Below are 25,118 nucleotides of genomic sequence, written 5' to 3' on the forward strand. Positions count from 1 at the left end.
AAGTTAATGCCAGAGAATAGGGCATAAAAAAATCCCGACTTCGCAGAGCGAGCGTCGGGACGATATATTGAGATTTAATCTTCGGCTTATGAGTGAGAGAAGCTTCTTTTTTCCTTGATACGTGCTGCTTTACCAGTAAGACCACGGAAGTAGAAGATACGTGCACGACGTACAGCTCCACGTTTGTTAACTGTAATAGTATCAATGAAAGGAGAAGAAATAGGGAAGATACGCTCAACTCCTACGTTTCCTGACATTTTGCGAACTGTAAACGTTTCAGTTGTACCTTGTCCACGACGTTGTAAAACAACACCTTGAAACTGCTGAATACGCTCTTTGTTTCCCTCTTTAATTTTGTATGATACTGTTACTGTATCTCCAGCGCCAAATGCTGGGAATTCTTTCAATTCTACTAGTTCTTTTTGAAGCTCTCTGATAAAATCCATGACTCTAATTTTCTTTCACTATCCCATAATTGGGGGTGCAATATTAGGAATAATTTTTCAATTTATTATTTATTCCCCTAACTTTTTTTTATTTGAAGCCATTTTTCTCTTCTCAATCGCTTTTTTTCTAATTTCGATTAGCGAATAACAACTTCTGTACAAAGATAACGAGAAATATGGAATCGACGAATAAGCGAATAATCGGAAGGAAAGATCTGGTTTCCTTTCCCAGTTTTGAATTGAAAAATGTTCCCGTAAAAATTGATTCGGGAGCCTATTCCAGTTCGATGCATTGCCAATCCATTGAAATCATCGAATTCGATGATCAGGAGCAGCTTCGGGTAGTTTTCCTGGATAATGCAATTTCCGGTTACACTGGTAAGGAGGTGATTTTTAGTAATTTTAAAAAGAAAATCGTCAAGAGTTCCAACGGAATGGCACAAGAACGTTTTTTTGTTAAAGGAACTGTTCAGTTGTTCGGAGAATCGTATGAAACCGTATTTTCGCTAACTGAAAGAACAGGGTTGAGAAATCCTATATTATTAGGCCGCAGATTGCTGAACAGACGTTTCCTGATTGATACGTCCAAAACAAATTGTTCCTACAAATACGAGAATAAGTAACTATAGTTTATATCGAAGGAAAGGGATGAGCCTTTCATGAAAAAGAATGAAAATTGCCATTTTATCACGCAATCCACAATTGTATTCCACCAGACGGTTGGTTGAAGCAGCTGAAAAGCATGGACACGAAGCACATATTGTGGATCATTTGCGTTGCAATATTGAAATTGAACAAAAAGGACCTTCCTTATTTTACGGGTCGGAATACCTGGAGGGTTTTGACGCGGTCATTCCCCGTGTAGGAGCATCGGTCACTTTCTACGGTACCGCTGTGGTTCGTCAGTTTGAAATGATGAATGTCTTTTCGGTAAACAGCTCCAGAGGAATTGTCCATTCAAGGGATAAACTGCGTTGTCTGCAGGTTTTGTCCAAAGAAGGGATCGGACTTCCGAAAACGGTGTTTACCAACTATTCCCGCAATGTGGAACACGTGGTTTCATCTGCCGGTGGAGCTCCCGTTGTATTGAAGTTATTGGAGGGAACGCAAGGGTTAGGGGTTGTTTTGGCTGAAAACCAGAATGCTGCCCAATCTGTTTTGGAGGCGTTTAACGGTTTGAAAGCACGTGTGATCGTTCAGGAATTCATTAAGGAGGCCGGAGGTGCCGATATTCGCGCATTTGTAGTGGACGGCGAAGTGGTTGGCGCGATGAAACGCCAGGGAAAAGAGGGGGAATTCCGCTCCAATTTGCATCGGGGTGGAACGGCAACCATCCTGGAATTGACCGAAGAAGAAAAAATGACGGCAATCAAGGCTGCAGATGCGGTTGGCTTGGGAGTTGCCGGAGTTGACTTGTTACAGTCTTCCCGCGGACCTTTGGTGTTGGAAGTGAATTCATCTCCCGGATTGGAAGGGATTGAACGTGCTACAGGTGTGGATATTGCCGGAAAGATTATTGCGTTTATTGAAAAGAATGTAAAAAGATAAAAAATGGCAAGGTTCTACATACTAGGAAAGGAAATTCTGCCTGGTCAGAGTGTTGAACTAAGCATGGATGTTGCGAAGTTGCACACACATACACCTGTTCAGGTTCCCGTATTTGTTGAAAGATCATTGAAGGATGGACCAATTGTCCTTCTGATGGCAGGAATGCATGGGGACGAGATCAATGGAATGGAAATCATTCGCCGGGTGATTCGCAAAAAATGGAATAAACCAATTGCAGGAACAATCATTTGTCTGCCTGTTTTCAATATTTTCGGATACCTGAACTTGAAACGCGAGTTGCCGGATGGAAGAGACCTGAATCGCAGTTTTCCGGGGTCGAAGAACGGTTCCTTGGCAAGTCAGTTTGCCTACCAATTCATGAACCAGATTGCGCCGAATGTGGATATTGTCATTGACTTTCATACCGGTTCTGCACAGCGTTCGAATATTGCACAGGTTCGCTGTTTGGTATCCGATCCGATCAGTATGGAACTGGCAACTGTTTTTAATCCGCCATTCATCGTCCATTCAGGTTACATCTCGAAATCGGTTCGGGAAGCTTTGAATAAGATGGGAAAGAAGATCCTCCTGTTTGAAGGTGGAAAAACAAACTCCATTGATGAAACCATCGTAGAAGAAGGATTGCTTGGTATTCAGCGTATTTTGAATCATTTTAACATGAAAAACTTCAAACTGGAACCACCTGAAAATGAATCGATCATCATTAAATCTTCCAAATGGCTGAGAGCTCCCCAATCCGGAGTTTTTCATTCGGAAGTGAAAAACGGACAATATGTTGAAAAGGGAGATCTCCTGGGGTTTGTAAGTGATCCTTATGGTTCTTCAGAGCGCAAGATCAAATCGAATTCGAAAGGTTACATTATCTGCACCAACGAAGCTCCTTTGGTAAATAAGGGAGATGCGATTTTCCACATCGGAAATGCACTTGTTCCGGATAAAAACACAGCTTCAGCATCATGAAAACTTCAAATGTTCAGGGGTACTGCGCAATCGGTATATTTAATGCAAAAACCGATCATAATATCGGTACGCTTTGGAGGTCTGCCTATATTTTAGGAGCGGCCTATATTTTTACAGTAGGAAAGCGCTATAAGAAGCAATCGTCTGATGTGCTCCGCACATGGGCGAGAATTCCTTATTTTCATTACGATTCCCTGGAGGATTTGTGTGAAAACATTCCGTATGATTGCCACCTGATTGCCATTGAATTAACGGACGATGCAGAATTCCTGCATGATTTCGAACATCCGAAGCGTGCAATTTACCTGCTGGGATCAGAAGATCAAGGGCTTCCTGACTCTGTTTTGGCGAAATGCAGAAAAGTGATCAAACTTCCGGGTAATTCATCTTTAAATGTTGCCGTAACAGGTAGTATCGTTATGTATGATCGGGCGGCAAAATTGAACCCGGATCTTCCTCCGAATCATCGGTAAAATCTTAGTTTGAACTAGCTAAATAGGTTGTTTTTTTTTGGTTACACCAAATAGGTGTTAAATTCGTAACTAACTGGTTTTTATTTTTAAAATTCAGCTTTGGTTGTGTGAATGGCATGTTTCACTTTTTTAATTTTAGTTAAAAATAGTTCATGTTAACCTATCTTTGCAAACTCTAAACTGAGATAGCTCTAATATGTTCAGATTTATACAACTTTTCCTAATTGCGTTTTCGCTTACTACTGCTGTGGGTTCATACGCTCAGAGGGATACCGTTTTTTGGTTTGCTGCTCCTGATGTTTCAAGTGGAGTAGGACAGACCCCTGTGATGCTGCGTTTCCAAACGTATGCCCAGCCCGCGACCATTACTGTTTCACAGCCTGCAAATGGTGCTTTTGTTCCATTGACCCTGACGATGTCCACATTTTCAAGTGATAGCTTGAATTTGAGTTCATTGATTGCTCAAATTGAGAGCCCTGCAGGAAATGCCGTTTCAAATAATGGAATTAAGATTTCATCAACAGGACTGATTAACGCAGCTTATGAAGTGAATGCTCCCAATAACAAAGAGAGCTTCAGTCTCAAAGGAAGTAAGGCCTTGGGAACAAATTTCTACACTCCGTTTCAAAAGTTTTGGAATAATTCAGCGACAACTCCTGCAACCTATTCCGGAATAGAGATTGTTGCTTCGATGAACAATACAACGGTTTTGATCACGCCACGTACCGACATTACAGGTCATTTGGCGAATGCGAGTTTTTCAGTTGTCTTGAATGCCGGACAAACCTACAGCGCCAGAGATGTGGATGTTTCTGCTGCGACAAGTCTTGCCGGATCCATTGTCTCATCAAATAAACCGATTGCAATAACACTGTTTGACGGTCAACTCATTCAATCCACATGTTCGGATATGATCGGTGACCAGTTGATTCCGACTCCATCGATTGGAACGGATTATACCATCTACAAAGGAACTTCGACACATGACAGAATCTATGTGCTGGCAACTCAAAATGCTTCTACGATTGAAGTTACGGGGGTAGGCACTAGTACGACATTGATTAATTCTTCGGAAACATTGGAGATTCCAATGACGGAAGATATCCTATACATCAAATCCAGTAAACCGGTATATGTGTATCATGTTTCCGGATTTGGTTGTGAATTAAGTGCGGCTGTTGTTCCAAGTATCAACTGTAAGGGAAATAACAACATGGCATTTTCGAGATCAAGTGCCGATAGTTTGGGTGTGGTTTTAATAACACGCGCCGGTTTCGAAGGAAATTTCTATTTGAATGGAAGTTCGGGTATCATTACTCCCGGAATGTTCCAACCTGTTCCTGGTACAATGGGACAATATACGGCTGCCCGGATTTTCTTCAGTACAGCTGAAATTCCTGTTAACAGTCACAATATGATTGTGAACTTGTCGGACATTTTTACCATGGCGACAATCACCGGAGGCGGCACAACTTCTGGAGCTTCCTATGCTTTCAACACGGATTTTTATGCAACGGCATATTCAAATGCAGGATTGGATGATACTGTTTGTGCAAACGTAAGTTACACCTTGTATGGAGGTGTCGGAGGTGGCGCAGTGACAGGTGCTTGGTCGAGTAATGGGTACGGATCTTTCCAGAACGGATTGACTTCCGTTCCGAATGTGTATGTTCCAAGTCCATTGGATACCTTGATAAGCCCGATCCGTATCATACTTTCCACTACAGGTTTTTGTCCGGTTGCAAAAGATACAATGTATCTGGAAATTACTCCGGCTCCGCTTGTAAATGCAAATGTGGACCAATCGATATGTGAAAACAACGCGGTAATTCAATTGAATGGAATTGTTGGTGGAGGTGCCGCAACAGGTACGTGGTCTTCCAATGGATCCGGAATGTTCCTGCCGAATGCAAATACATTGAATGCAGATTACGTTCCTTCAGCATCAGATATTACTTCCGGAGCTATCCAGTTTATATTGACATCTACCAATGCCGCTTCGTGTGCCGCTGTAACGGATACCATGAATGTGGTTTTTACCGCTGCAGCAGTTGTCGAGGCTGGTCCTGATACATTAATCGTTTGTGCAAATAATGCCAATGTGAGTTTGTCAGGAACAGTTAGCGGACAAACGAATACGGGCTTATGGTCGACAAGCGGGTCGGGAATTTTCTCACCGAACAATAGTTCTTTGAATACTACTTACATTCCAAGTGTTGCAGATACAACTGCAGGTTTTGTATGGATTTATTTGGAATCCACTTCCAATGGGAATTGTCTTCCGGTTCAAGACAGTATTTATGTTTCCATTAGTGATGGACCAAGAGTCGATGCGGGACCGAATCAATTGAAATGTTCCAATGCGGTGCAGGTTCAGTTGAATGGTAGTGTGACAGGAGTTGGATTCGGAGCTGTTTGGAGCGGTGGATTTGGAACGTATACTCCTTCTGTTAATGCTTTGAATGCGATTTATACCCCGACTGCCACTGAAATTTCAAATGGAAGTGTTGTACTGACCTTGACTTCTACCAATAACGGAACATGTAATGTAGTCTCAGATGCGATTCAAATCAATTTTGTTGCTCCACCATTTGCAAACTTTAGCGGGACAAACGTCTGTGAAGGGCTTCCTACCGTATTTACCGACTTTTCACTTCCTGGTTCGGGAACCTTGACAAATTGGGCTTGGAGATTCCAGACCGGACAGACCTCAACTACTCAAAACCCGTCACATACTTATTCACTTCCTGGAACTTATCCTGTGGAATTGATCGTAACCAATTCAAATGGATGTAAGGACACAGTTTCCATTTCTGTTTCCCTTTATGATAAGCCGGTTGCAGATTTCACTTCAGCAAATTCCTGTCCGAATAATCAGGTTACGGTTGCATTTACGGATGCTTCCACCAGTTCGGAGACGCTCAATTATTGGTTTTACGATTTTGGCGGACAAGGTTCTGCTGCATTGGCTAATGTAAGTCAGCAATTTGCAAGCGGAGGAACTTATACCATTACACATATTGTTTCTACGGTGAATGGCTGTTCCGATACGATTGTTATTCCTGTAGTCATTGATCCGCTGCCGGATGCAGGATTCTTCTATAATTCCAATGGCGGGATGAATATCGGTGCAGTATTCAATTTCATTGACACTTCAGATTATGCGGTAAGCTATTCCTGGAATTTCGGAGATGGGTCTACTTCCAATACAATGAATCCGAGCCATACCTATTATGGAAATGGAAATTACTACATCGTCCTTCAAATCACCAATGCATTAGGTTGTATAGACAGTGCCATTCGATTTGTAGCGATCAATACGGTTACAACAGAAATCAACACCTTGATTCCAACTATCATCTCTCCAAATGGGGATAGTTCGAATGATGTCTGGAAACTGGAATTCTTAAAATTGGGTTATCCGAATGCCCATGTGGAGATTTACAACGAATGGGGGCAAACCATCTTCACCTCGGATGGATATGATACCCCTTGGGATGGAACTTATAAAGGAGAACCTGTTCCGGATGGGAATTATATGTTTGTGATTCAGTTGAATGCCAATGCTGAACCGGATATCTACAAAGGAGTATTAATGGTGTTAAGAAAACGAGATTAAGATGAGCAAGAAGAATTTCATTACAAGCTTATTTGTTATTCTGTTCTTTGTTTCATACGGACAGCAACAAAGTTTATTTACAAATGTGCTCGCAAATCCATTGCACTACTCTCCCGCGTATGTTGGAAGTACGAATTATCATGAAGTGAGCTTTTTTAATAGAACTCAATGGGTCGGATTTAAAGATGCTCCCAAAAACTTCTATTTGAATTTTCACGGGTCATTCAAGAATAAGGCGAAACACGGTTACGGATTGCAATTGCTTTCGGAACAGACAGGTTTGTTGAGTAAGACCGGGTTTTATTTGAATTACGGGTATCAGATCAAGATGAGCAAAAAATGGAAAATGGGCTTAGGTGTCCGTCCGGGGTTTGTTCAGTACCGGGTTCGTTTGTATGATGCAGTGATTGCTGATGAGGGAGATCCGATTTTCAACGGAAATACCTATTCAGGAAATGCATTTGATGTAAATGCCGGTTTCAGATTGTACAGTGACAAGTTTGAATTCAGTGGTACAATTGACCATTTGATAGGAAAAGGATTGAATTTCAATTCATACAATCAGAATCTACAGTTCCATTACACATTCATGAGTTCGTATAAGTTTGTGTTTAAGAAAAACTGGGAATTAAGACCTGCAATCCTCTTTAGATACACGAAACCGGTTCCATCGCAGTTTTCTATTCTGGCTCAATTGACTTATAAGGATAAGTTCTTTGGTGGTTTGAATTTTAGAACCAAGGATGCAATGGGAATTTTTGTGGGTGTCAGACTGAAAAATCGGTTGGCGATTACTTACGGTTACGACTACAGCTACACCAAGTTGAGAAAATACAGTGCTGGTTCCCATGAAATCGGAATCTCATTCATTATTACGAAAAACAGACCTTCGTTAGAGGAGGAAGATGATAAATTGAATAATAGTATTCTGGAAGATATCCAAAAGGAAATCGATAAGAATAAATAGTAGGATGAATTTAGAGCTTATGAAATTACGTCGAATAATACTGCTACTAGCTTTGATATTTACTTTCGGTTCATTCGAAAGTAAAGGTCAGATTGACTCAGTCTTTTGGTTCGCTGCACCATGGGTAACTCCTAGTCACGCCGGGAATACTCCTTTGGCATTGCGAATCTCCACATTCAATACACCGACAACAGTTCGGGTGTATCAACCAGCTGGAACATACGATTCCACTTTTGTGGTTCCTGCAAACTCGCTGAATTCTCATTTTTTGACTTCAATCGTGAATACTTTGGAATCAAAACCAGCGGATAATGTGCTGAATTACGGAATAAAGATAGAAGCGGATACTTTGGTGACTATTGTTTATGAGGTAGTTACATCCGGTAATAACCCGGAAACCTATTCTTTGAAAGGTCAAAATGCGCTCGGAACGGAGTTTGTTTGTCCTTTTCAAAATACCTGGGTGAATGGGAACTATGCTCCGATTCAACCGAAATCGATGATCTGTATCGTCGCTACGGAAGATAACACGACTATTTGGATCACACCGAAAGCAACTGTTGTGGGGCATCCCATTGGAGTTACTTACTCTATCATGCTCAATAAAGGTCAGACATATACGGTGGAAAACACCTCACAGGCAACAAATACTCCGGGGAATAACTTGGGAGGAACCATTGTCGTGTCCGATAAGCCTATTGCTGTAACTGTTTCCGATGATTCGGTAACAAACTCCGGTGGTGGGTGTCGCGATTTAATGGGAGACCAGATTGTTCCTGTCGATGTTGTAGGAACGAATTACATCGTGAACAGAGGAAATATGTTTGCGAACTCTCAGGAAGGGATTTTCATCGTTGCAACTCAAAACTTTACTTCCGTTTCAGTTACAACGACTTTGGGTACTTTTTCACAACTACTGAATCAGGGTGATACCTGGAAATATGTGCTAACCGCCACGGAAACGTTGGCGTATGTTGATGCGGATAAAAACGTATACGTATTGCAGGCAAGTGGTTTTGGATGTGAAGTTGGAGAAGCATTGCTTCCTCCGATCAACTGTGCGGGATCCAGTCAGGTAAGTTTTACACGAACAAATGCTCAGACATTTATTTTAAATATTTTGTGTCCGACCTCTGCAATTAATGACTTCTTATTAAATGGCAGTGCGACGCTTGTTCCGGGTTCAGCATTCAATCCTGTACCGGGAACTGCTGGTTTTTGGAGCGGAGCTCAGATCACATTTAATACGACGGATATTCCGGCTGGTTCTTCCAACCTGATTACCAATTCAAGCGAATATTTCGGAATGGGGGTAATCAACGGTGGAGCAGGTACCGGATGTTATTACCACTACATGTCTGCGTTTAACAGAAAGGTTTATACCAAAGCTGGAAATGATACCACACTTTGTAACGGTGATCCTGCTGTTTTATTGAATGGTTCTGTTGAAGGTGGTTCAACTACCGGTCAATGGACTGTGGTTAACGGAGCCGGAACCTTTGTTAATGATATTGATTTATCCACTTCTTACGTACCTTCTGCTTCGGATTATACACAAGGAACCTTGACTTTCGTCCTTTCTTCCACAGGAAACTGTGATCCGGTAAGAGATACGATGGTGGTGAATTTTATCCAATCTCCGGAAGCAAATGCCGGAACAGATGATTCTTATTGTAAGAACAATGTTGGAGCAGTTCCAATTACCGGAGCATTCGCTTATTCTGCGGCAGCAACATGGAGCGGTGGAAACGGAGGCGCATTTGGTAATATCGGTTCTCCTTCCACAACCTATACACCATCTCCGGCAGATTTGACTGCGGACAGCGTGGTTCTTTTCTATACAACTACAGGAAGCTTTTTCTCTTGTCCGAATAAACAGGATACGGTTGTCATTTTCTTTACGGATGCTCCTTTCATTGATGCAGGTGGAGATCAATTGGTTTGTTCAAATACAACAGATGTTGCTTTGAATCCGGTTATCAGTGGAATTACAACAACAGGAATCTGGTCTACAAATGGAACCGGAGGTTTTTCTCCGTCCCAGACAACCTTGAATGGTAGTTATGTGTTGTCAACTACAGATATTACCAATGGTTTGGTTACCCTGTATCTGGAATCAACCAATAATGGAAACTGTTTGGCAGTTACGGATAGTATGGAAATTCAGATCATTGATTTTCCAACTGTGACTATCACGTCCATGGATTCCATCTGTTCGAATAATCCGACACTGAACCTTACCGGAACAGTGACTTCAGGGTTTTCTACACTATGGACCACTTCCGGATTCGGGACTATTTCAAATCCTTCGAATTTATCGACGATTTATTCCATCTCTCCGGTTGATATCACCAACGGGTTTATTGATGTCATTTTGTCCACTACCGGAATTTGTCCGATTGCACATGATTCAATACGTGTGACCTTTGTTTCTCCGCCGCAGGTGAATGCAGGAACGGATCAGACCTATTGCCAGAATCAGTTGGTTCAATTGAACGGAAATATCGTTGGAGCGGATACAACAGGAACTTGGTCCACATTGGGAACGGGGGCCTTCATTCCCGGTCCATCTTATTTAAGCGGATTGTATGATCCTTCTGTCGGAGACGTCTCAGGAGGTCCGATCAGTTTGATCCTGACTTCCACATCGAATTTCGGTTGTCCACCGGATAAGGATACGATTGTAATCACATTTAATAAGATTCCAACAGCTGATTTCACATTTACAAATGTTTGTCAGGCAAGTAATATGAATTTTGTAGATGCATCAGTTGCAAATGCAGGCTCACTTTCTTCCTGGTCTTGGTCTTTTGGAGATAATACGAACTCCATTGCACAAAATCCGCAACATGCTTATGCAGGCTTCGGAAATTTCAATGTGCAGATGATCGTTACTTCCTCCAATGGATGTGTGGACACGGTCATCAAACCTGTAACTGTTTATCCGTTACCGGCTCCATCATTCAATGCTTCGATAGCCTGTGAATCGTATCCTACCAATTTTACAAACACTTCCTTTATTCCGTCAGGAACAATTGATAATTATTCCTACGATTTCAATGGGATTGGTTCAAGTAATCAAGCAAACACCTCGTTTGTATTTCCTACCAGTGGAATTTACAATGTCAGTTTGACAGCGACTTCCAATTTTGGTTGTGTCAATACAGTGATTCAACAGATCGATGTTCATGCCATTCCAACGGCAGAGTTTACCGCGAATCCTAATCCGGCACTAGTGGAGCAAGATATTACCTTCACAGATGTGACGGGTGGAAATATCATTTCCTGGCAATGGAACTTTGGAGACGGAGAAGGGGATAATACCCAGATTACGAATCACAGCTATGATGGAGGAGGCGTATACACCGTTACTTTGACAATTGTAGATGATATCGGTTGTAGTGATACGATTTCGAAACAGATCTCGATCGCTTTATTACCGGTTCTTCCAAGTGGATTCACTCCGAATGGTGACGGAGAAAACGATGTATTTATCATTCGTGGCGGACCATTCAGAAATGTTGATTTTAAAGTTTATAATAACTGGGGACAAGTGATTTTCGAATCAGATGACGCCAATGTGGGATGGGATGGAACTTATAAGGGTGAACCGGTTCCTCTGGGTGTTTATACCTGGACTTTTGTTGTGGATATGGGAAGTGATTTTATTGTCAAGGAATCTGGCGACGTAACTTTAATTAGATAAGTCATGAAATTCAGAATTGTATTTTTAGCCATTTTCATGAATGGATTGTCTTACGGACAAGATGGGCATTTATCTATGTATGATGCCGCCCCTTTATTTTTAAATCCTGCCTTGACGGGTGTGGTAGAAGGAGATTTCAGGGTGCATGGTCAATATCGGACTCAATGGAAATCCGTAAATTATAAACCATATACCTCGGCGTTGATCAGTTTTGACATGCCGATCAAAAAATGGGGATTCGGTATTCAGATCAATAACTTCAGAGCAGGAGCAGGTAACTTCAATGTTTTGCAAGGATTGCTTTCTGCAGCGTATTATGTTCCTTTGAATAAGAATAAGACGCACATAGTGAATTTCGGTCTTCAAGGCGGAGTTACACAGAAATCATTGGAATTCGAGCTATTGTCTTTCAACAATCAATACACGTTGAATAACGGAGGTGAATTTGATCAGACCCTGGTTTCGAATGAAAACTACGGGGCACAATCCAAGTTCATTCCCATGTTGAATGCTAGTGCCTTGTATTACTATTCAAAATCACAATCACGTTTGAACCCCTTCATTGGTGTTTCGCTCTTCAATCTGACTCAGCCGAATGAATCGTTCTTTGGAAGAGAAAGTAAACTGCCTTTGCGTATGTATACGCACTTGGGGACGCGTATCAATATCACGGAGTTGTTTTATGTAATCCCAAAGGTATTGATCATGAACCAAAAGAAGTTTCATGAACAGACCTATGCTTTGGAAGCAGGGTATTTCCTGAAAGGAAGTGGAGCGTATATTCTTGGTGGCGTAATCTTCCGTGCGAAGGATGCGATGATTGCAACGATTGGAGCTAAAAAAGATGGATATACCCTCAAATTGGCTTATGACTTCAACATATCATCACTTACCACGTCATCCAAAAGTAGAGGAGGATTTGAATTGTCCTTTACTTACGTGCACAAAAAGAAGAAACCAACCGATTACAAAGTCTGTCCACGACTTTAATAGCATTCTCAATTATGAAATCTAAGATCATATGCTTGTTGTTTTTAGTGATGTCTGGAATATCACTGGCGCAATCAAAAAAAATGTACATCTATTTGGGCAATGAGTATTTCTCTAAACTGGATTACGTAAATGCCGTCGAACAATATAAATTAGCCCTTTCGGATTCTGTGGCAATGTCTTCCATGACTTACCCTTATGAAGTTCAGGTAACCAATCAGAAGCTCTCCAAATCGAAAGTTGTTGTTGATAGTACTTTACAAGTTACGATGGAGCAATACTTGCATCATCATGTTGCTTGGTGCTATTATCGTTTGCATGATTACCCGAATGCGGAAAAACATCTGAAGAGCACGGTAGCCGAAAAAGCGTATCCTCACGATAGTTATTATCTGGCTCAGAGCTTGATGAATAATAACAAGTACGATGAGGCGATCACTCAATTTGAAGATTATATCCGTTCGCCACAGGCAGATGATGAATTATTGCATGCTGCTCAGGTAGCCATGACGGGTTGTTACCTGGCGAAGGAGGAAATCGAGAAAACGCGCGAGATAAGTGTTAAAATGGCAGACACTGCTGTTTTCAACAGAGGAACAGCAAGTTTTGCAACCATGTATTTTGACAAGGATCAAAAACTGATGTTCACTTCAGCAAGAGCCGGTGGTGTTATCCTGAATGAAAAACAACAATCGGAGTATCTGTGCGATTTATACTGGGTTTCTCGGAATGAAGACAGCACGTGGTCTGCACCAACGAACTTTGGTAGACCTCTGAACAGTGCCCAAAACGATGGAGCAGGATCTTTCAATAACAACAACGTGATTTTCTATACGCGTTGGAGTGAAGAAAAGAAAACCGAACAGAACATTTACCTGGCTCGAATGATGAATATGAAATTTTTCGAAGCTTATCGATTGGATTCGTCTGTCAATTATCCGGGTTACAAGAGTATTCAGCCCTATGTTTCCATGGATGGCAGAACCTTGTATTTTTCCTCTAATCGTCCGGGTGGGCTTGGAGGAATGGATCTCTGGAAGATTGCAATTGATTCTGCCGGAAATACGCATGGCCATGCTGAAAACCTGGGGGCTTTGATCAATTCGGACCAGGATGAAGTGACTCCGTTCTTCCATGAAGTTTCTTCCACCTTGTTCTTTTCTTCGAACGGGCACGGAAGCATGGGTGGTTTGGATATTTTCAAATCGCATTATGACCGGGAAACAGAATTTTTTAGTGTGCCTGCAAACTTGGGAATGCCGATCAACTCAAGTAGGGATGATGCTTACATGATGTGGGATTCTCACCTGTCGAATGGATTTTTCTCCAGTGACAGGGAACCTTGTACCGGAGGAAGTTGTTACGACATCTATGAAGTGGTGAATGAGCCGATTCATATCTATTTGAGCGGATATTCCTATAACAAGGATACCGAAGAGATCTTACCGAATGTAAAGTTGGCTTTCAAGGACGTTCGCGGTGTTTTCCCTCCTTATGTCATCGTAACAGATTCGAATGGATACTATGAAAAAGAACTTTCTTACGGAGTGGAGTTATTTATCAAAGGTCAGAAAATCAATTACTTTGCAGATGCAACAAGTGTGAATACCAATTCAATCACACAAACGACAAGCATTACACGTGATTTTTACCTGAAACCAATTCCACAGGAAGAGATTGAGATCGATGGTATCGAATACGATTTTAACTCGGATAAATTAAGACCTGCTTCTCAGGCTATCCTGGATAAGTTATTTGATTTCCTGGAATTGAACAACAACATTTCGGTTGAGATCAATTCGCATACGGATGCACGTGGGAAGGACATTTATAACTTGGATTTATCTCAGCGCAGAGCGAAATCGTGTGTGGATTACCTGGTTTCGAAAGGAATTGCTCCGGAGCGTCTGATCCCGAAAGGATACGGTGAAACGCAACCGAATCAATTATACGGACCGGATAAGAAACCGGTTTTGGATGCGGAAGGAAAGCCGGTAATGTTAATCGAATCGTACATCAATACCTTCAAGGTGAAAGCCGAACGAGAAGTATTGCATCAAAAGAACAGAAGAACTTCGTTTAGGGTAATCAACCAGTAACTTCGACTACGCTCAGTTACCGAATTGAGAAACTAGAAATATTGAAAAGGTCGCTGAGCGTAGTCGAAGCGCCTTTTTTGTTTTTGGACACTATTGGTAGTTCGTCCACGAAACCCCATTCTTGAAAACAGTTTGGTGTTCCTTTTGCGCATTCATATAGGAAATGGCATTTTGGGATCGTCCCCCTTTTTCACAAACGAAGATGATTGTGTCGTAGTTCAATAGTTCCTGTTTGTGCTTTTCCAATTCAGTTAAAGGAATATTGACTCCGCGACCATGGCCTTGTTTCCATTCCAGTTCACTTCGAACATCCACCACTAAGGTTTTTCCATTCGTGGTTTTCTGGTTACACGCAAGCGTCATTGATAACAGAATAAGAACTAAAAGGCTTTTCATATATTGTCTAATGTCAGTTTAAGAACAATCCTCGTGTGCTTTGCCGCAAGATAAAGTTCAATAAAAAAGTCGGGGTTCCCCAACCTTTTGAAATTTCTATTATACGTCTTTTGAATTTTGCATTCATCATTCTCAATTAGAAAATCACATTCCCTCAATCAAAAACTCCGTTCTACGATTCTTCGCCTTATTTTCAGGTGTATCATTCGCCACTTTTGGTTTGGTTTCACCCAATCCCTTTGCTTCCAATCGGTCGTCCTCGATTCCAAGTGAAACAAGGTAGGTTTTCACTCCTTTTGCACGTCGGTCGGAAAGATCCAGGTTTTTCGCATCATCACCATCGCTATCGGTATGTCCCTGAATCATAATCTTGATCGTCGGATTTGATTTCAGGAAGCGGGCAAACTCGCGAAGAATGAAACGGGATTTGGTAGAAAGCACATCGGAGTTGTAATCGTATAGAATGTCGTTGATTGTATAGGCTTCACCGACTTTCAACTCTTTCACTTCCAATTTGTTGTTCACGCGATTCTCTTTCTTTACAATTTCCTCTTTGGTGATCAGCTTGGAATCGAATGCAGCACCTTCCTTCTTCACGGAGACCATGATATCTTGTGGCTTATCTGTTTTCACAACAACGGCAAACTTCCCGTCATTTCCGTTTACACGAACTTGTTCCACTTTATCTGAATTTTCATAGGCAACTTCAATGGTTGCATTCTCGATCGGTTTTCCGGTTGGGTCTTTCAGGTCTCCCTTGATGATCGTCACAGCTTTCGGTCGTGCTTCCTCATACAATTCAAAACCATAGATATCCCAGTTTCCTTGTTGCTTGGAAGAGAAGTAAGCCAATTTTCCATCGGTAGAAACGAAAATTCCCAATTCATCTTCCTTGGAGTTGATCGGATAACCGATATTTTTGGGTTTGCTCCAAACGCCATTTTCTTCGCGCATGTAGAAAATATCCAATCCTCCGGCTCCTTTACGGTCGTCTGAAACGGTGGAAACAAAATAAAGTGTTTCACTGTCCTGATGTAGGAACGGACTTTTATCCTTTCCTGCCGTATTGATTTCATCAAATGGTTTTGGGGCTCCCCAGGTTCCATCTGCATTTCGTCTGACGATAAAGACATCGTTATCCTTTGTAGTGGCTCTGTTGGCAGTATAAAACAAAGTGTTTCCGTCTGCAGACATGGAAGGCTGACCTTCCCAACCATCCGCCGAATTGATCTTCGGTCCCAGATTGACCAATTCAGACCATTGATAATCCGAAGGATTCGGTCCCGTTTTTTGATACGTCGTGGAATACAAATCACAATTCATATAGGGTTGTCCGTTCACTTCCGTTTTCTTACAGGCACAAATGATCATTTCCTTGTTATCAACCGACATGGTTGCGGCACCATAGCTTTGGAAAGTCCCGTTATTGAACGGTTTTGGGAACGCTTTTCCGCCGTCGAATGAAATTCCTTCATCGGTGCGGATAGAGTAGGTGTAGACCTCCTGAACGTTTGATACGATATCTCCCAGGTTTTTCATATCCTGTTTGCGGGTAAAGAACATCAATAAGTTATCGGGAGAGATCATCGGGAAATACTCGTCATTTCCGGTGCTTACATTCGGAACTTTCTTCGGATTGAAGGGAACCTGTTTGCTAAGCATCTCGGTTTCTTCCTTTTGGGAAGCCAACAATTTTTTCACGTCGGCAAGTTGCTTGGTATATTCTTCACCGTAGCGAGAGTTATCGTTATTCTTGAATGCGACGAATTTTTCGAACCACTTGATCGCAATTTCTTTTTGTTCCTGTGTATAGTTGATAACTCCGAGGTAGTAATAGATGTTCGAATGGTAATCCGGACACAATTCAGCCGCCTTTTCAAACAATTCTTCCGCTTTCAGAAAGCTTCTGTCGCCCGTTGCAGGGTTGGCAACTGTTTCGTAGTATTTCATACCGGCAAGGTAGGCATACACCCCGAATTCATAATAAGGTCCCGCATTTTCCGGTTCCGCTTCGATTGCTTTGGCAAAATTTTCGGATGCAGTCTTCCCGTCAGCAGCATTTTTTCCAGCATCAATTAGCTTTTGAGTCTTTTTTGAAGGCGCCAAACAAGAAGGATCTTCTTCCTGCGCGTAAAATGAGTTGATGAAAGCAAGAGAAATTCCTGCGATTAATAAGTAGTTCTTCCACATATGCACTAAAATACAGTTCGATCAGGCAATAATGATGCCCAATTAACTATATCGTATTTTCAGCGAAAAGGTTACTGTTTTTTATAATTTACTGCTGAGAAAATTCAAAAAGTGCCTTCGACTAAGCTCCATCGGCCGCCAAAGGCTAGTCGACGGCGAGGCAGTCATCTTTTTTGAAATGGCTACGAACGAAACATAGGTGGTTGAGCGGAGTCGAAACCCCGGTTTGTTTCAATAATTCGGAATTCGAAATTATGAAATGTTGGCATAATTTTTTCTCACTATTCGTCCTGAAAATGCATATTTTTAGTGAATCAAATTTGAAACCGATGAAAACCAGATTTCTCCTTTTTAGCCTTAGCCTTTTAGTGCTTAGTTCTTTTGTTCCAACTAATGGAAATGCCCAAACAGATTGTAAGGAGCAAAAAGTAGGAAGAAGCTATTTCACTATTTGTTCGAAAAACATCGTCACGGAAAAGAAGAAACTCTTCCTGACGACCCAAGGGATTCCAAAGAAAATAGATGGTAAGAATACCTTCAAAGTGGTTCATTATTATGTTTCTAATCGAAAAACGACCGAAACAGATGAAGTTTTCTTAGAGTACAGCAAGTTTTTGAATAACTTGGAGTCTCACGAATTATTCCTGAACGGGAAAGAATTTACAGGGGTTCTGAAAATCGCACTTCCTTTTAAAAACGCAGGAACTACAAACACTTACGATGGATACGATTTGTTGACCTATGAATTCAAGGAGGGACGATTCGTTTCAAAGAGCAAATTGACCGACGTGGAGTTGGAAAAAGAGAAAGCGGTTATCCGTACTCAATAAAATCAATAAAGGAGCCGATTCCAGGAAAAAAGATGCCTACGATAAATTGCCGGTTGATTATGCCAAGTCTAAAGAAGTGAAGAAATTCTTAAAGGGAATTTGAATGAGGTCACTTCGACTGCGCTCAGTGTCCTTCATGCGAATTCAAAAGGTGATTGAGCGGAGTCGAAATCCCTTTTGAATTACTTTTTTCTTGCGATCATAATCCCATCCCGTATCGGAAGCAAGATGTTTTCCACTCGCGGATCATTCTGAATCAATTGGTTGAATTCTTTCAATAACCGCGTGTCCTTGTCGATCTTTCCTTCTGTCTGAACGACTTTTCCGGACCACAAAACGTTGTCGGAGAAGATGTATCCACCCGGCTTCACCAGGTCGAAAACCAGGTTGTAGTAATTGATGTAGTTTAGTTTATCCGCATCAATGAAAACTAGGTCGAACTGCTCGTTGAGTTGCGGAATTTCTTCCATGGCATTGCAAATGCGGTAATCCACTTTGGATGCGTATTCACTTTCTGAAATATACGAGCGAACAAAATCTTCCAATTGCGCATTGATATCCAATGTGATGATCTTTCCCGTTTCTGTCAATCCTTCAGCCATGCAAAGCGCAGAATAACCCGTATAAGTTCCGATTTCCAAAATGCGCTCCGGACGGATCATTTTAGAAAGCAGACTCAACAGACGCCCTTGAAAATGCCCGCTCAACATGCGCGGTTGCAGGATATTCACGTGGGTATCGCGATTCAATTTTGCCAATAAGGCAGATTCTGCCGTGGTATGAGCACCACAGTAATCATCCAGTGCCTGATCAATAAATTCCATTTTATACTCCGAATTGTTGTAAATGATGATCCAGGTGCTTATACATGCCCAATCCCCATTGCTCTTTGGTGATGTTTCCAAAGAAAGAATGAGGCGCTGATGTGCATTGATCCATGCCGCCTTCCTGGAAAGCAGTCAAATGGTCTATCAGTTCCTGTTTTGCCTTCTCAAAATCAGAAGTGTTGGTGATAATGAAATCTTTATGAGTCGGACCATTCTTCGGAATAGGTTTGTCGTTGTAGAACGATTTCTTCATCAGACTTCCCATCACGTAACTCAGAAAGATCCGTTTCAACTCCTTTTCTCCTCGAGCCACTTTCATGGTTTCACTGCAATGATCCAACATCTGGGTGACGTTCATCTTACCCCAAAGCGGTTGCATATCTGCCTGTAATTGATTGATTCGATCAATGCTCTTGTCCAAAGCCTGTTTCGAAAAAAGTGTTTTCATTATCATAATCTAACCTTTAATGTATTCCCAATCCTTGATCTCACTAAACTTCGAGTAATCCGCTTTTGCTTTCGGATGCCACAAAGTCGATTCGGGTGAAACGGTAGGAACTTCTTCTAAGAGTAAATCTTTCCGGATATAAATCTGGTTCATTCCCAAATCATTTGCACCAACCAGGCGATACCCTTTCTTTTCTGCCAGCTTATTCATAGCAATGACGCTGGCTCCATGATAAATCGGATGTTTTCCGGGATACATATAATTTGGATCGTAAGGCACTACGATGTTCTCCAATCCGAACTCCGTATGTGTTTCAATAACAACCACTTTCGGTTGAACGATTGTAAGTGCATCCCAAACCCAATAGTCGTTTCCGTCTATATCAATGGAAAGGAGTTCAATTTCACCGGATAAACCAGCTTTTTCAACCAACTGATTGATATTCTCTCGTTTGATAATTGCCTGAACGTATGTCGGTTTCGGGTGATAGGGAGTGGGAATCTTGGAATAGAACTTTTCCCCACGACGGATCAACCTCGGATCACCTTCAAAAAACAAACCGGACCAGCCAAAGTGAATGGCTAAATTGCTGCAATTGCTATTGATTCCATCGTTCGAACCGATTTCAATGAAAGTCTTACTTCCTTCTCCGATAAGAGAAAACAGGAAGAGCAACAACCCGTCTTCCTCGAACTGCGAGAAAACCTTAAAACCGGTGGTGTTGAAAGCCGGAACTTGTTTAGTTGCTTGCGCTATTTGATACTGATGCATCAAAGCACGTTGCTGAATTCCAACGGAAGGATGCAGTTTGTCGCGATGTATGCGTTTGCTGAAATAATATTTAACCAGATTCTTTAGCCACATGGATGCGAAGTTAGCTGATTTTTTAGACTTATAGAGTCAAGAATTAAGAGTCAAGACTTTGAATATATGCAAAGTCTTGACTCTTTTGTCTTATAGTCTTGCCTCTAAATTAATACATCAACTGCTTCTTACTGCTGTTTTTCCATCCCGCCTGACTTTCGTAATCCACAAAAAAGATCTTCAAATCGGCCTGACTTTCATATTTCACGAAATAGATCGATTTTTTAGCCTGACTCTGGTAATCGACAAAGAACCATTTTCCGTCGTTATCTCCGGCCTGAGAGGAATATTTCACTTTGTAAACTTTCAAATCTGCTTGGGATTCGTAACCCACAACAAATACTTTCACATCTGCCTGTGATTCGTAATCGACAGAATAAACTTGTTGTGCATTCACACCATTGGAAGCTAAAAAGAGTACTAGTAATGTAAATAGGTTTTTCATAGTTTCAATTTTTTATTCGGTTTTTACAATTATAATACCATTTTTTAAATTCGGAATAATTCATTTAGGGAATAAATCAACACTTTGGGGTTTTGACTGCGATCAACCACCTTCGTTATGAATTACATGATGTAAATTGAAAGGTGACTGAATGCTTGCGCTAAAGCTTCAGCATAAGCGTAGCGTAGTCGAAGTCACTCCTTCTTTTTCTTCTTCTTCAAATCATAAATATCCGTTCTTCGGTCTCTCAGGTTTCGGACGGATCCGAATTGATTCAACTCGCGCAATAAAGTGATATCGACATCCGCGATCAGGATCATTTCCGTATTTGGAGTTGCTTCCGCTTTGATCCCGTTGGACGGAAAGGCAAAGTCACACGGAGTGAACACAATTGATTGAGCGTACTGAATATCCATGTTGTGCACGTTCGGTAAGTTTCCTACACTTCCGGCAATCGCCACATAACATTCGTTTTCGATGGCGCGCGCCTGTGCACAATTGCGTACACGCGAATACCCGTTTTGCGTATCCGTCAGGAAAGGAACGAATAGGATATCCATGCCTTCATTTGCAAGCAAGCGGCTTAATTCCGGGAACTCGACATCGTAGCAAATCAAGATCCCGACCTTCCCACAATCCGTATCGAAGACATGCAGGTAATTACCACCTTCCATTCCCCAAACTTTAGCTTCGTCAGGTGTTACATGGATCTTTTCAAAGCGCTCGATTCTTCCGTCCCGGTGACACAAATAGCCGACATTAAACAAGCGATCGTGTTGGATTTCGGGCATACTTCCCGTAATGATATTGATGTTGTAGCTGATAGCCAGTTTGGAAAATTGCTGAACAATATCATGGGTGTATTGCGCCAACTCACGAATCGCTTGTGGTTCCGATAAATGGTTGTTTTCCGCCATCAAAGGAGCATTGAAGAACTCAGGGAACAAGGCGAAATCCGAACGGTAACCCGAAACGGCGTCCACGAAATATTCTGCTTGTTGCATCAGATCATCCAGGTTGGAGTAGGGGCGCATCTGCCACTGAATCAATCCCAAACGAACAACGGTCTTAATGGAACTCGGAGCTTCGCTTTTTACTTCGTAGTACAAATTATCCCATTCCAGCAAAACCGCGTAATCCTTCGAATAGGCGTCGCCTTCCAAATAGTTTTTTAGGATCTTGGAAGGGTGAAAATCATTCGACATCTGAAAATCCAATACCGGATCGTGAATCTCTTTGCGTTTTACCTTTTCAATATATTCCTTGGGCGACATTTGCTTCGCATACTGGTGGTAATTTGGAATCCGTCCACCGAAAGCAATCCCTTTCAGGTTCAGTTTCTCGCACAATTCCTTGCGGTAATCGTAAAGACGTCTTCCAAGTCGCAACCCGCGAAACTCTCTTTTGATAAATACATCGATTCCGTACAGGACATTCCCGCTGGGGCGATGCGTTTTGAAAGTATAATTTCCGGTAATTTGTTTGTAAGTATGTAAATGCTCGTATTTGGAAGAATCCACAATAATAGACAGCGCCACACCGGCAATCTGACCGTTTACCTTGATGACAACCTGTCCGTCCGGAAATTGATTGATCAGTGTTTCAACCTGCTTTCTTGTCCAATAGGGATTCGCTAATCCGGTGTAAGATTCCACCATGGCTTCCTTCAGAGCTTCGTAATCCGTTATGCTTAAATACGTCAGTTCGACATTGTCAACGTCATCCATGTAGTTTGTTTTTTTGAAAAAGATACCTAAAAATCAAAGATACGGGATAAATGTGGAGTGAGAATGAATGTTTTTTAAAGATATTAGGATGTCAGGATATTAAGACATCAGGACTTGCAAAAAACTTCTGTGTTCTTCTATGCCCGTCCGTGGGGAAAATAAAAATCGCCGCATTTCTCACTAGTGTAACTAATTATTTTGACTGCAAATCATCCAAATTACCTCCATTTTTCTTCTCCCGACCTTCAAGCATAGATCAACCATGGATAGAGCATAGATAAAGCATAGATAGAGTATTAAAAGGTTAAGTATTTAACATGCGGTTTTACTGATTTTCGGGTACTTTTATTAGAAATAGGACTCGCAGACTGAGTCTGAAACGGCGGGAAGTCACGCAATGAATCTTTGATAGGTTTTCTCAAAAGTGTAAATCAACTACATCATCCCAAGATACAAACCCATTACAAGCGGGAAAAGTACCAACGCACTAATTTTCTTCCTCGTTTTGTCGTTGCTGTTGAAAGTTCCCAGGATTAAAACAAGGTAGCTGACAATGGATCCGTAGAACAGGTATAGCGTTATCAGGTAAGCACCTTCGCGGTCAAGGATTCCGCCGGAATAATTCCGGATCAGGAAATCATTCAAAAGTGCGCAGACGATCAAAAAGATACTTTTCAGAATACTTCCGGATTTTCTCCCCAGTCCCATAACGATGATCACTGAAGTGATTCCAAGAATAATGGGTGTTCCCATAATTCCGCTCGTTGGGTAATAATGTCCGATGATTCCGTTTATAATAACGATCAATACTGCGGATGTCAATACAACTACTTCTTTCATAATCAGCGAATTTATTTGTTAGTGCCTGACCCTAAATTAAGAATCACACACTAGTAGAACCGGCTTTTAGTATTTATTGGCTGAATCTATCTTTCCCTTTTGATCCCGATAATTATCGGGATTGAATTCATAATTTTGAATTAATGTTTACCTTTTCACTTTCCCGACATTAGATTGAAAATACCTCCATGATTGGACCAGCAGATATGCAACAAGAATTAAAACAGCTCTATCGGAAATGGCCGGATATCCGCCGTTATCTGAAGACTTTGGGCTGCGATTCGGTGAGCGCTGAGGATGTTTTTCAGGAAGCGCTACTTATTTATGTCCGTAAACGTGAATCATCCGGGTTTGAGCTCACGGTTGAACCGTTTTTCTATGTGCGCAATACTTGTAAGTTGTTGTGGTACAATCAGGCACGGAAGGAACAGAAGCACATTTCGACTGAATTATCGGAGAATATGGAAGCAACGGAAGATGCCTGGTTTGAAAAAGAAATGAAGATTCGCGAAGTAGAATCGACCTTGGAGAAATTGGGTGCTCAATGCCAGGAATTGCTGCAATTGTTTTACGGATTAGGATGGAACATGGTGGATATTGCCAAAAAAATAGGCTTGCGGAATGACAAAGTTGCAAAAGCCCAGAAATACCGTTGCTTGCAAAAAGCGAAGGAATTGATTCAGGAACAGGAAATCAGAGTTGAACCGATCAAAGCATAAGACATGGAAACAAATTGGAATCAACTCATAGAATTATACCTGCAGAATGAACTTTCGGAAGAGGGAAGGGCAGCTTTTGAACAAGAACTCCAGCTGAATCCCGAACTCCGGGAAGAACTGGAAATGCACCAACTCATTCAGTCTGCCGCCAAACGTGCTTCCCAGCGAATGGTCATCAAACAAACAGGTCAGGCTTATTTACGTAACCTGCGGATCAAGCAATTCACCATCGGCGTGGTGGTTACAGCTGCAACTACTGTAGGGATCATTTATTGGGTGCAAAGTAAGAAGCAGGTGGAACCCACTCAACCAAAACAGGAATCTGTAGCGCAAAACAAACAAGAAGTTCAGGAGAAATCCATTCCTTCAGGAGATACACTCATCAATCAACCAGCCCAAACAGGAGACAAAAGTTCTCTTATTCAATCTTCTGATTGGAAAGCGGTAGATGAGGGATCAACCCGAACAACTGTTTCTCCAGCTTCTGCCAAAGCAAAAAATAAGGTCAATCAGCCAATATTTGCAGTGAATAAGAATGGAAAAGAAGTTCTGACTGCGGTAGATTTGAAAAACGATCGCAATAGACTACAATTGGATACCGTTTCCTTGTCCGGCAAAGTTCCGACAAAAGTACTTGGATATACGAATGACCGGCTAAATGGAAAAGTGGTTGAGAGAAAGACGGAAGAAAACACAGGCTCCGGCAGTAAAAACGCTTCACTTGGCGTAGTTGCGTGGGAATTACAATACGACAGCATTGGACATTTCAATGATCTGTATTGCGGTTATGCCTTGGTGATGGACGAGTCCAAATTCGGTTTTGTGGATCGAAAGGGAAATATCTTCATCCCGTTGATTTACGATAAGATAGTGGTGACAAGCAGTATCCAATCCTCCAGGAACAAGACCAGACGAAAAGATCAGAAAGTGCTTTATATCCCGAAACGTTCGGGTAGTGAGGTGCAGTACTGTGACGAAGATGTTCATCCGATGTTGAAATAGA

At 41.7% G+C, this 25,118-nt stretch carries 21 protein-coding genes; 12 read left to right on the top strand and 9 right to left on the bottom strand.

The window, feature by feature from the left end; genetic code table 11:
* Positions 1-86: 86 nt before the first annotated feature.
* The gene (gene rplS / locus AAG807_RS15500; RefSeq protein WP_294858624.1) at positions 87-446 is read right to left on the bottom strand and encodes a 50S ribosomal protein L19; all 360 of its coding nucleotides are present in this window, start codon (positions 444-446) and stop codon (positions 87-89) included.
* A gap of 176 nt (positions 447-622) precedes the next feature.
* On the opposite strand from rplS, the gene AAG807_RS15505 reads away from it, so the two are divergent.
* The 9 genes from AAG807_RS15505 (at position 623) to AAG807_RS15545 (ending at position 14,829) form a co-directional block, all read left to right on the top strand.
* Positions 623-1,069: a RimK/LysX family protein gene (locus tag AAG807_RS15505; protein ID WP_341905854.1), complete on the top strand. Its 447-nt coding sequence runs from the start codon at positions 623-625 to the stop codon at positions 1,067-1,069.
* Between the two features lie 46 nt (positions 1,070-1,115).
* Positions 1,116-1,994: a 30S ribosomal protein S6--L-glutamate ligase gene (gene rimK, locus AAG807_RS15510; protein ID WP_341905858.1), complete on the top strand. Its 879-nt coding sequence runs from the start codon at positions 1,116-1,118 to the stop codon at positions 1,992-1,994.
* 3 nt (positions 1,995-1,997) lie between these two features.
* Positions 1,998-2,975 (top strand): succinylglutamate desuccinylase/aspartoacylase family protein, encoded by a 978-nt coding sequence (locus tag AAG807_RS15515; protein WP_341905861.1) that lies wholly within the window; start codon positions 1,998-2,000, stop codon positions 2,973-2,975.
* Positions 2,972-3,448, top strand: a complete 477-nt coding sequence (locus AAG807_RS15520; protein WP_341905864.1) for an RNA methyltransferase — start codon at positions 2,972-2,974, stop codon at positions 3,446-3,448. The genes AAG807_RS15515 and AAG807_RS15520 overlap by 4 nt, the downstream gene beginning before the upstream one ends.
* A 196-nt stretch (positions 3,449-3,644) precedes the next feature.
* Positions 3,645-7,067 carry a PKD domain-containing protein gene (locus AAG807_RS15525; RefSeq protein ID WP_341905867.1) on the top strand — a complete coding sequence of 1,141 codons (3,423 nt, stop codon included), beginning with the start codon at positions 3,645-3,647 and terminating at the stop codon, positions 7,065-7,067.
* A 1-nt stretch (position 7,068) separates the two neighbouring features.
* Entirely contained in the window at positions 7,069-8,034 is a 966-nt protein-coding gene (locus tag AAG807_RS15530) for a type IX secretion system membrane protein PorP/SprF (RefSeq protein WP_341905869.1), read from the top strand.
* Positions 8,035-8,053: 19 nt separating this feature from the next.
* Positions 8,054-11,740 carry a PKD domain-containing protein gene (locus AAG807_RS15535; RefSeq protein ID WP_341905871.1) on the top strand — a complete coding sequence of 1,229 codons (3,687 nt, stop codon included), beginning with the start codon at positions 8,054-8,056 and terminating at the stop codon, positions 11,738-11,740.
* 3 nt (positions 11,741-11,743) lie between these two features.
* Positions 11,744-12,730: a PorP/SprF family type IX secretion system membrane protein gene (locus AAG807_RS15540; RefSeq protein ID WP_341905873.1), complete on the top strand. Its 987-nt coding sequence runs from the start codon at positions 11,744-11,746 to the stop codon at positions 12,728-12,730.
* 83 nt (positions 12,731-12,813) lie between these two features.
* Entirely contained in the window at positions 12,814-14,829 is a 2,016-nt protein-coding gene (locus AAG807_RS15545; protein ID WP_341905876.1) for an OmpA family protein, read from the top strand.
* A gap of 90 nt (positions 14,830-14,919) precedes the next feature.
* Here AAG807_RS15545 and AAG807_RS15550 read toward each other — a convergent pair whose 3' ends face one another.
* Both AAG807_RS15550 and AAG807_RS15555 read right to left on the bottom strand, forming a co-directional pair.
* The gene (locus tag AAG807_RS15550) at positions 14,920-15,225 is read right to left on the bottom strand and encodes a rhodanese-like domain-containing protein (protein ID WP_341905878.1); all 306 of its coding nucleotides are present in this window, start codon (positions 15,223-15,225) and stop codon (positions 14,920-14,922) included.
* 144 nt (positions 15,226-15,369) lie between these two features.
* Positions 15,370-17,415, bottom strand: coding sequence for an OmpA family protein (locus tag AAG807_RS15555; protein ID WP_341905881.1), 2,046 nt, complete (start codon positions 17,413-17,415; stop codon positions 15,370-15,372).
* A 329-nt stretch (positions 17,416-17,744) separates the two neighbouring features.
* Between AAG807_RS15555 and AAG807_RS15560 the strand changes: the two genes are divergently transcribed.
* On the top strand, positions 17,745-18,245 hold the full coding sequence (locus AAG807_RS15560; protein WP_341905883.1) for a hypothetical protein: 501 nt from the start codon (positions 17,745-17,747) through the stop codon (positions 18,243-18,245).
* Between the two features lie 182 nt (positions 18,246-18,427).
* On the opposite strand, the gene AAG807_RS15565 is transcribed toward AAG807_RS15560, so the two are convergent.
* The 6 genes from AAG807_RS15565 to AAG807_RS15590 all read right to left on the bottom strand — a co-directional run bounded on the left by AAG807_RS15565 (position 18,428) and on the right by AAG807_RS15590 (position 23,396).
* Complete coding sequence (locus AAG807_RS15565) at positions 18,428-19,069, bottom strand: class I SAM-dependent methyltransferase (RefSeq protein ID WP_341905885.1); 642 nt, start codon at positions 19,067-19,069, stop codon at positions 18,428-18,430.
* 1 nt (position 19,070) lies between these two features.
* Entirely contained in the window at positions 19,071-19,520 is a 450-nt protein-coding gene (locus AAG807_RS15570; RefSeq protein ID WP_341905888.1) for a DUF1569 domain-containing protein, read from the bottom strand.
* Between the two features lie 9 nt (positions 19,521-19,529).
* Positions 19,530-20,384, bottom strand: a complete 855-nt coding sequence (locus AAG807_RS15575; protein ID WP_341905891.1) for a hypothetical protein — start codon at positions 20,382-20,384, stop codon at positions 19,530-19,532.
* Positions 20,385-20,493: 109 nt separating this feature from the next.
* Positions 20,494-20,829 carry a DUF6150 family protein gene (locus AAG807_RS15580; protein ID WP_341905892.1) on the bottom strand — a complete coding sequence of 112 codons (336 nt, stop codon included), beginning with the start codon at positions 20,827-20,829 and terminating at the stop codon, positions 20,494-20,496.
* A gap of 194 nt (positions 20,830-21,023) precedes the next feature.
* Positions 21,024-22,556, bottom strand: a complete 1,533-nt coding sequence (locus AAG807_RS15585; RefSeq protein ID WP_341905896.1) for a carbon-nitrogen hydrolase family protein — start codon at positions 22,554-22,556, stop codon at positions 21,024-21,026.
* 435 nt (positions 22,557-22,991) lie between these two features.
* Positions 22,992-23,396, bottom strand: coding sequence for a hypothetical protein (locus tag AAG807_RS15590; protein WP_341905899.1), 405 nt, complete (start codon positions 23,394-23,396; stop codon positions 22,992-22,994).
* Positions 23,397-23,584: 188 nt separating this feature from the next.
* Here AAG807_RS15590 and AAG807_RS15595 point away from each other — a divergent pair, with 188 nt between their 5' ends.
* Together AAG807_RS15595 and AAG807_RS15600 are read left to right on the top strand one after the other, a co-directional pair.
* Complete coding sequence (locus AAG807_RS15595) at positions 23,585-24,115, top strand: sigma-70 family RNA polymerase sigma factor (RefSeq protein WP_341905904.1); 531 nt, start codon at positions 23,585-23,587, stop codon at positions 24,113-24,115.
* Positions 24,116-24,118: 3 nt separating this feature from the next.
* Entirely contained in the window at positions 24,119-25,117 is a 999-nt protein-coding gene (locus AAG807_RS15600) for a WG repeat-containing protein (protein WP_341905905.1), read from the top strand.
* The last annotated feature ends 1 nt before the right edge of the window (position 25,118 follow it).

It is taken from the genome of Fluviicola taffensis DSM 16823 (assembly GCF_943372375.1).
GTDB classification, from domain to species: Bacteria; Bacteroidota; Bacteroidia; order Flavobacteriales_D; family Crocinitomicaceae; genus Fluviicola; species Fluviicola taffensis_A.

Bases quoted from the DNA above. Each gene is read 5' to 3' on its own strand.
- rplS (WP_294858624.1), bottom strand. From the start codon at position 446: ATGGATTTTATCAGAGAGCTTCAAAAAGAACTAGTAGAATTGAAAGAA.
- AAG807_RS15505 (WP_341905854.1), top strand. From the start codon at position 623: ATGGAATCGACGAATAAGCGAATAATCGGAAGGAAAGATCTGGTTTCC.
- rimK (WP_341905858.1), top strand. From the start codon at position 1,116: ATGAAAATTGCCATTTTATCACGCAATCCACAATTGTATTCCACCAGA.
- AAG807_RS15515 (WP_341905861.1), top strand. From the start codon at position 1,998: ATGGCAAGGTTCTACATACTAGGAAAGGAAATTCTGCCTGGTCAGAGT.
- AAG807_RS15520 (WP_341905864.1), top strand. From the start codon at position 2,972: ATGAAAACTTCAAATGTTCAGGGGTACTGCGCAATCGGTATATTTAAT.
- AAG807_RS15525 (WP_341905867.1), top strand. From the start codon at position 3,645: ATGTTCAGATTTATACAACTTTTCCTAATTGCGTTTTCGCTTACTACT.
- AAG807_RS15530 (WP_341905869.1), top strand. From the start codon at position 7,069: ATGAGCAAGAAGAATTTCATTACAAGCTTATTTGTTATTCTGTTCTTT.
- AAG807_RS15535 (WP_341905871.1), top strand. From the start codon at position 8,054: ATGAAATTACGTCGAATAATACTGCTACTAGCTTTGATATTTACTTTC.
- AAG807_RS15540 (WP_341905873.1), top strand. From the start codon at position 11,744: ATGAAATTCAGAATTGTATTTTTAGCCATTTTCATGAATGGATTGTCT.
- AAG807_RS15545 (WP_341905876.1), top strand. From the start codon at position 12,814: ATGTACATCTATTTGGGCAATGAGTATTTCTCTAAACTGGATTACGTA.
- AAG807_RS15550 (WP_341905878.1), bottom strand. From the start codon at position 15,225: ATGAAAAGCCTTTTAGTTCTTATTCTGTTATCAATGACGCTTGCGTGT.
- AAG807_RS15555 (WP_341905881.1), bottom strand. From the start codon at position 17,415: ATGTGGAAGAACTACTTATTAATCGCAGGAATTTCTCTTGCTTTCATC.
- AAG807_RS15560 (WP_341905883.1), top strand. From the start codon at position 17,745: ATGAAAACCAGATTTCTCCTTTTTAGCCTTAGCCTTTTAGTGCTTAGT.
- AAG807_RS15565 (WP_341905885.1), bottom strand. From the start codon at position 19,069: ATGGAATTTATTGATCAGGCACTGGATGATTACTGTGGTGCTCATACC.
- AAG807_RS15570 (WP_341905888.1), bottom strand. From the start codon at position 19,520: ATGAAAACACTTTTTTCGAAACAGGCTTTGGACAAGAGCATTGATCGA.
- AAG807_RS15575 (WP_341905891.1), bottom strand. From the start codon at position 20,384: ATGTGGCTAAAGAATCTGGTTAAATATTATTTCAGCAAACGCATACAT.
- AAG807_RS15580 (WP_341905892.1), bottom strand. From the start codon at position 20,829: ATGAAAAACCTATTTACATTACTAGTACTCTTTTTAGCTTCCAATGGT.
- AAG807_RS15585 (WP_341905896.1), bottom strand. From the start codon at position 22,556: ATGGATGACGTTGACAATGTCGAACTGACGTATTTAAGCATAACGGAT.
- AAG807_RS15590 (WP_341905899.1), bottom strand. From the start codon at position 23,396: ATGAAAGAAGTAGTTGTATTGACATCCGCAGTATTGATCGTTATTATA.
- AAG807_RS15595 (WP_341905904.1), top strand. From the start codon at position 23,585: ATGATTGGACCAGCAGATATGCAACAAGAATTAAAACAGCTCTATCGG.
- AAG807_RS15600 (WP_341905905.1), top strand. From the start codon at position 24,119: ATGGAAACAAATTGGAATCAACTCATAGAATTATACCTGCAGAATGAA.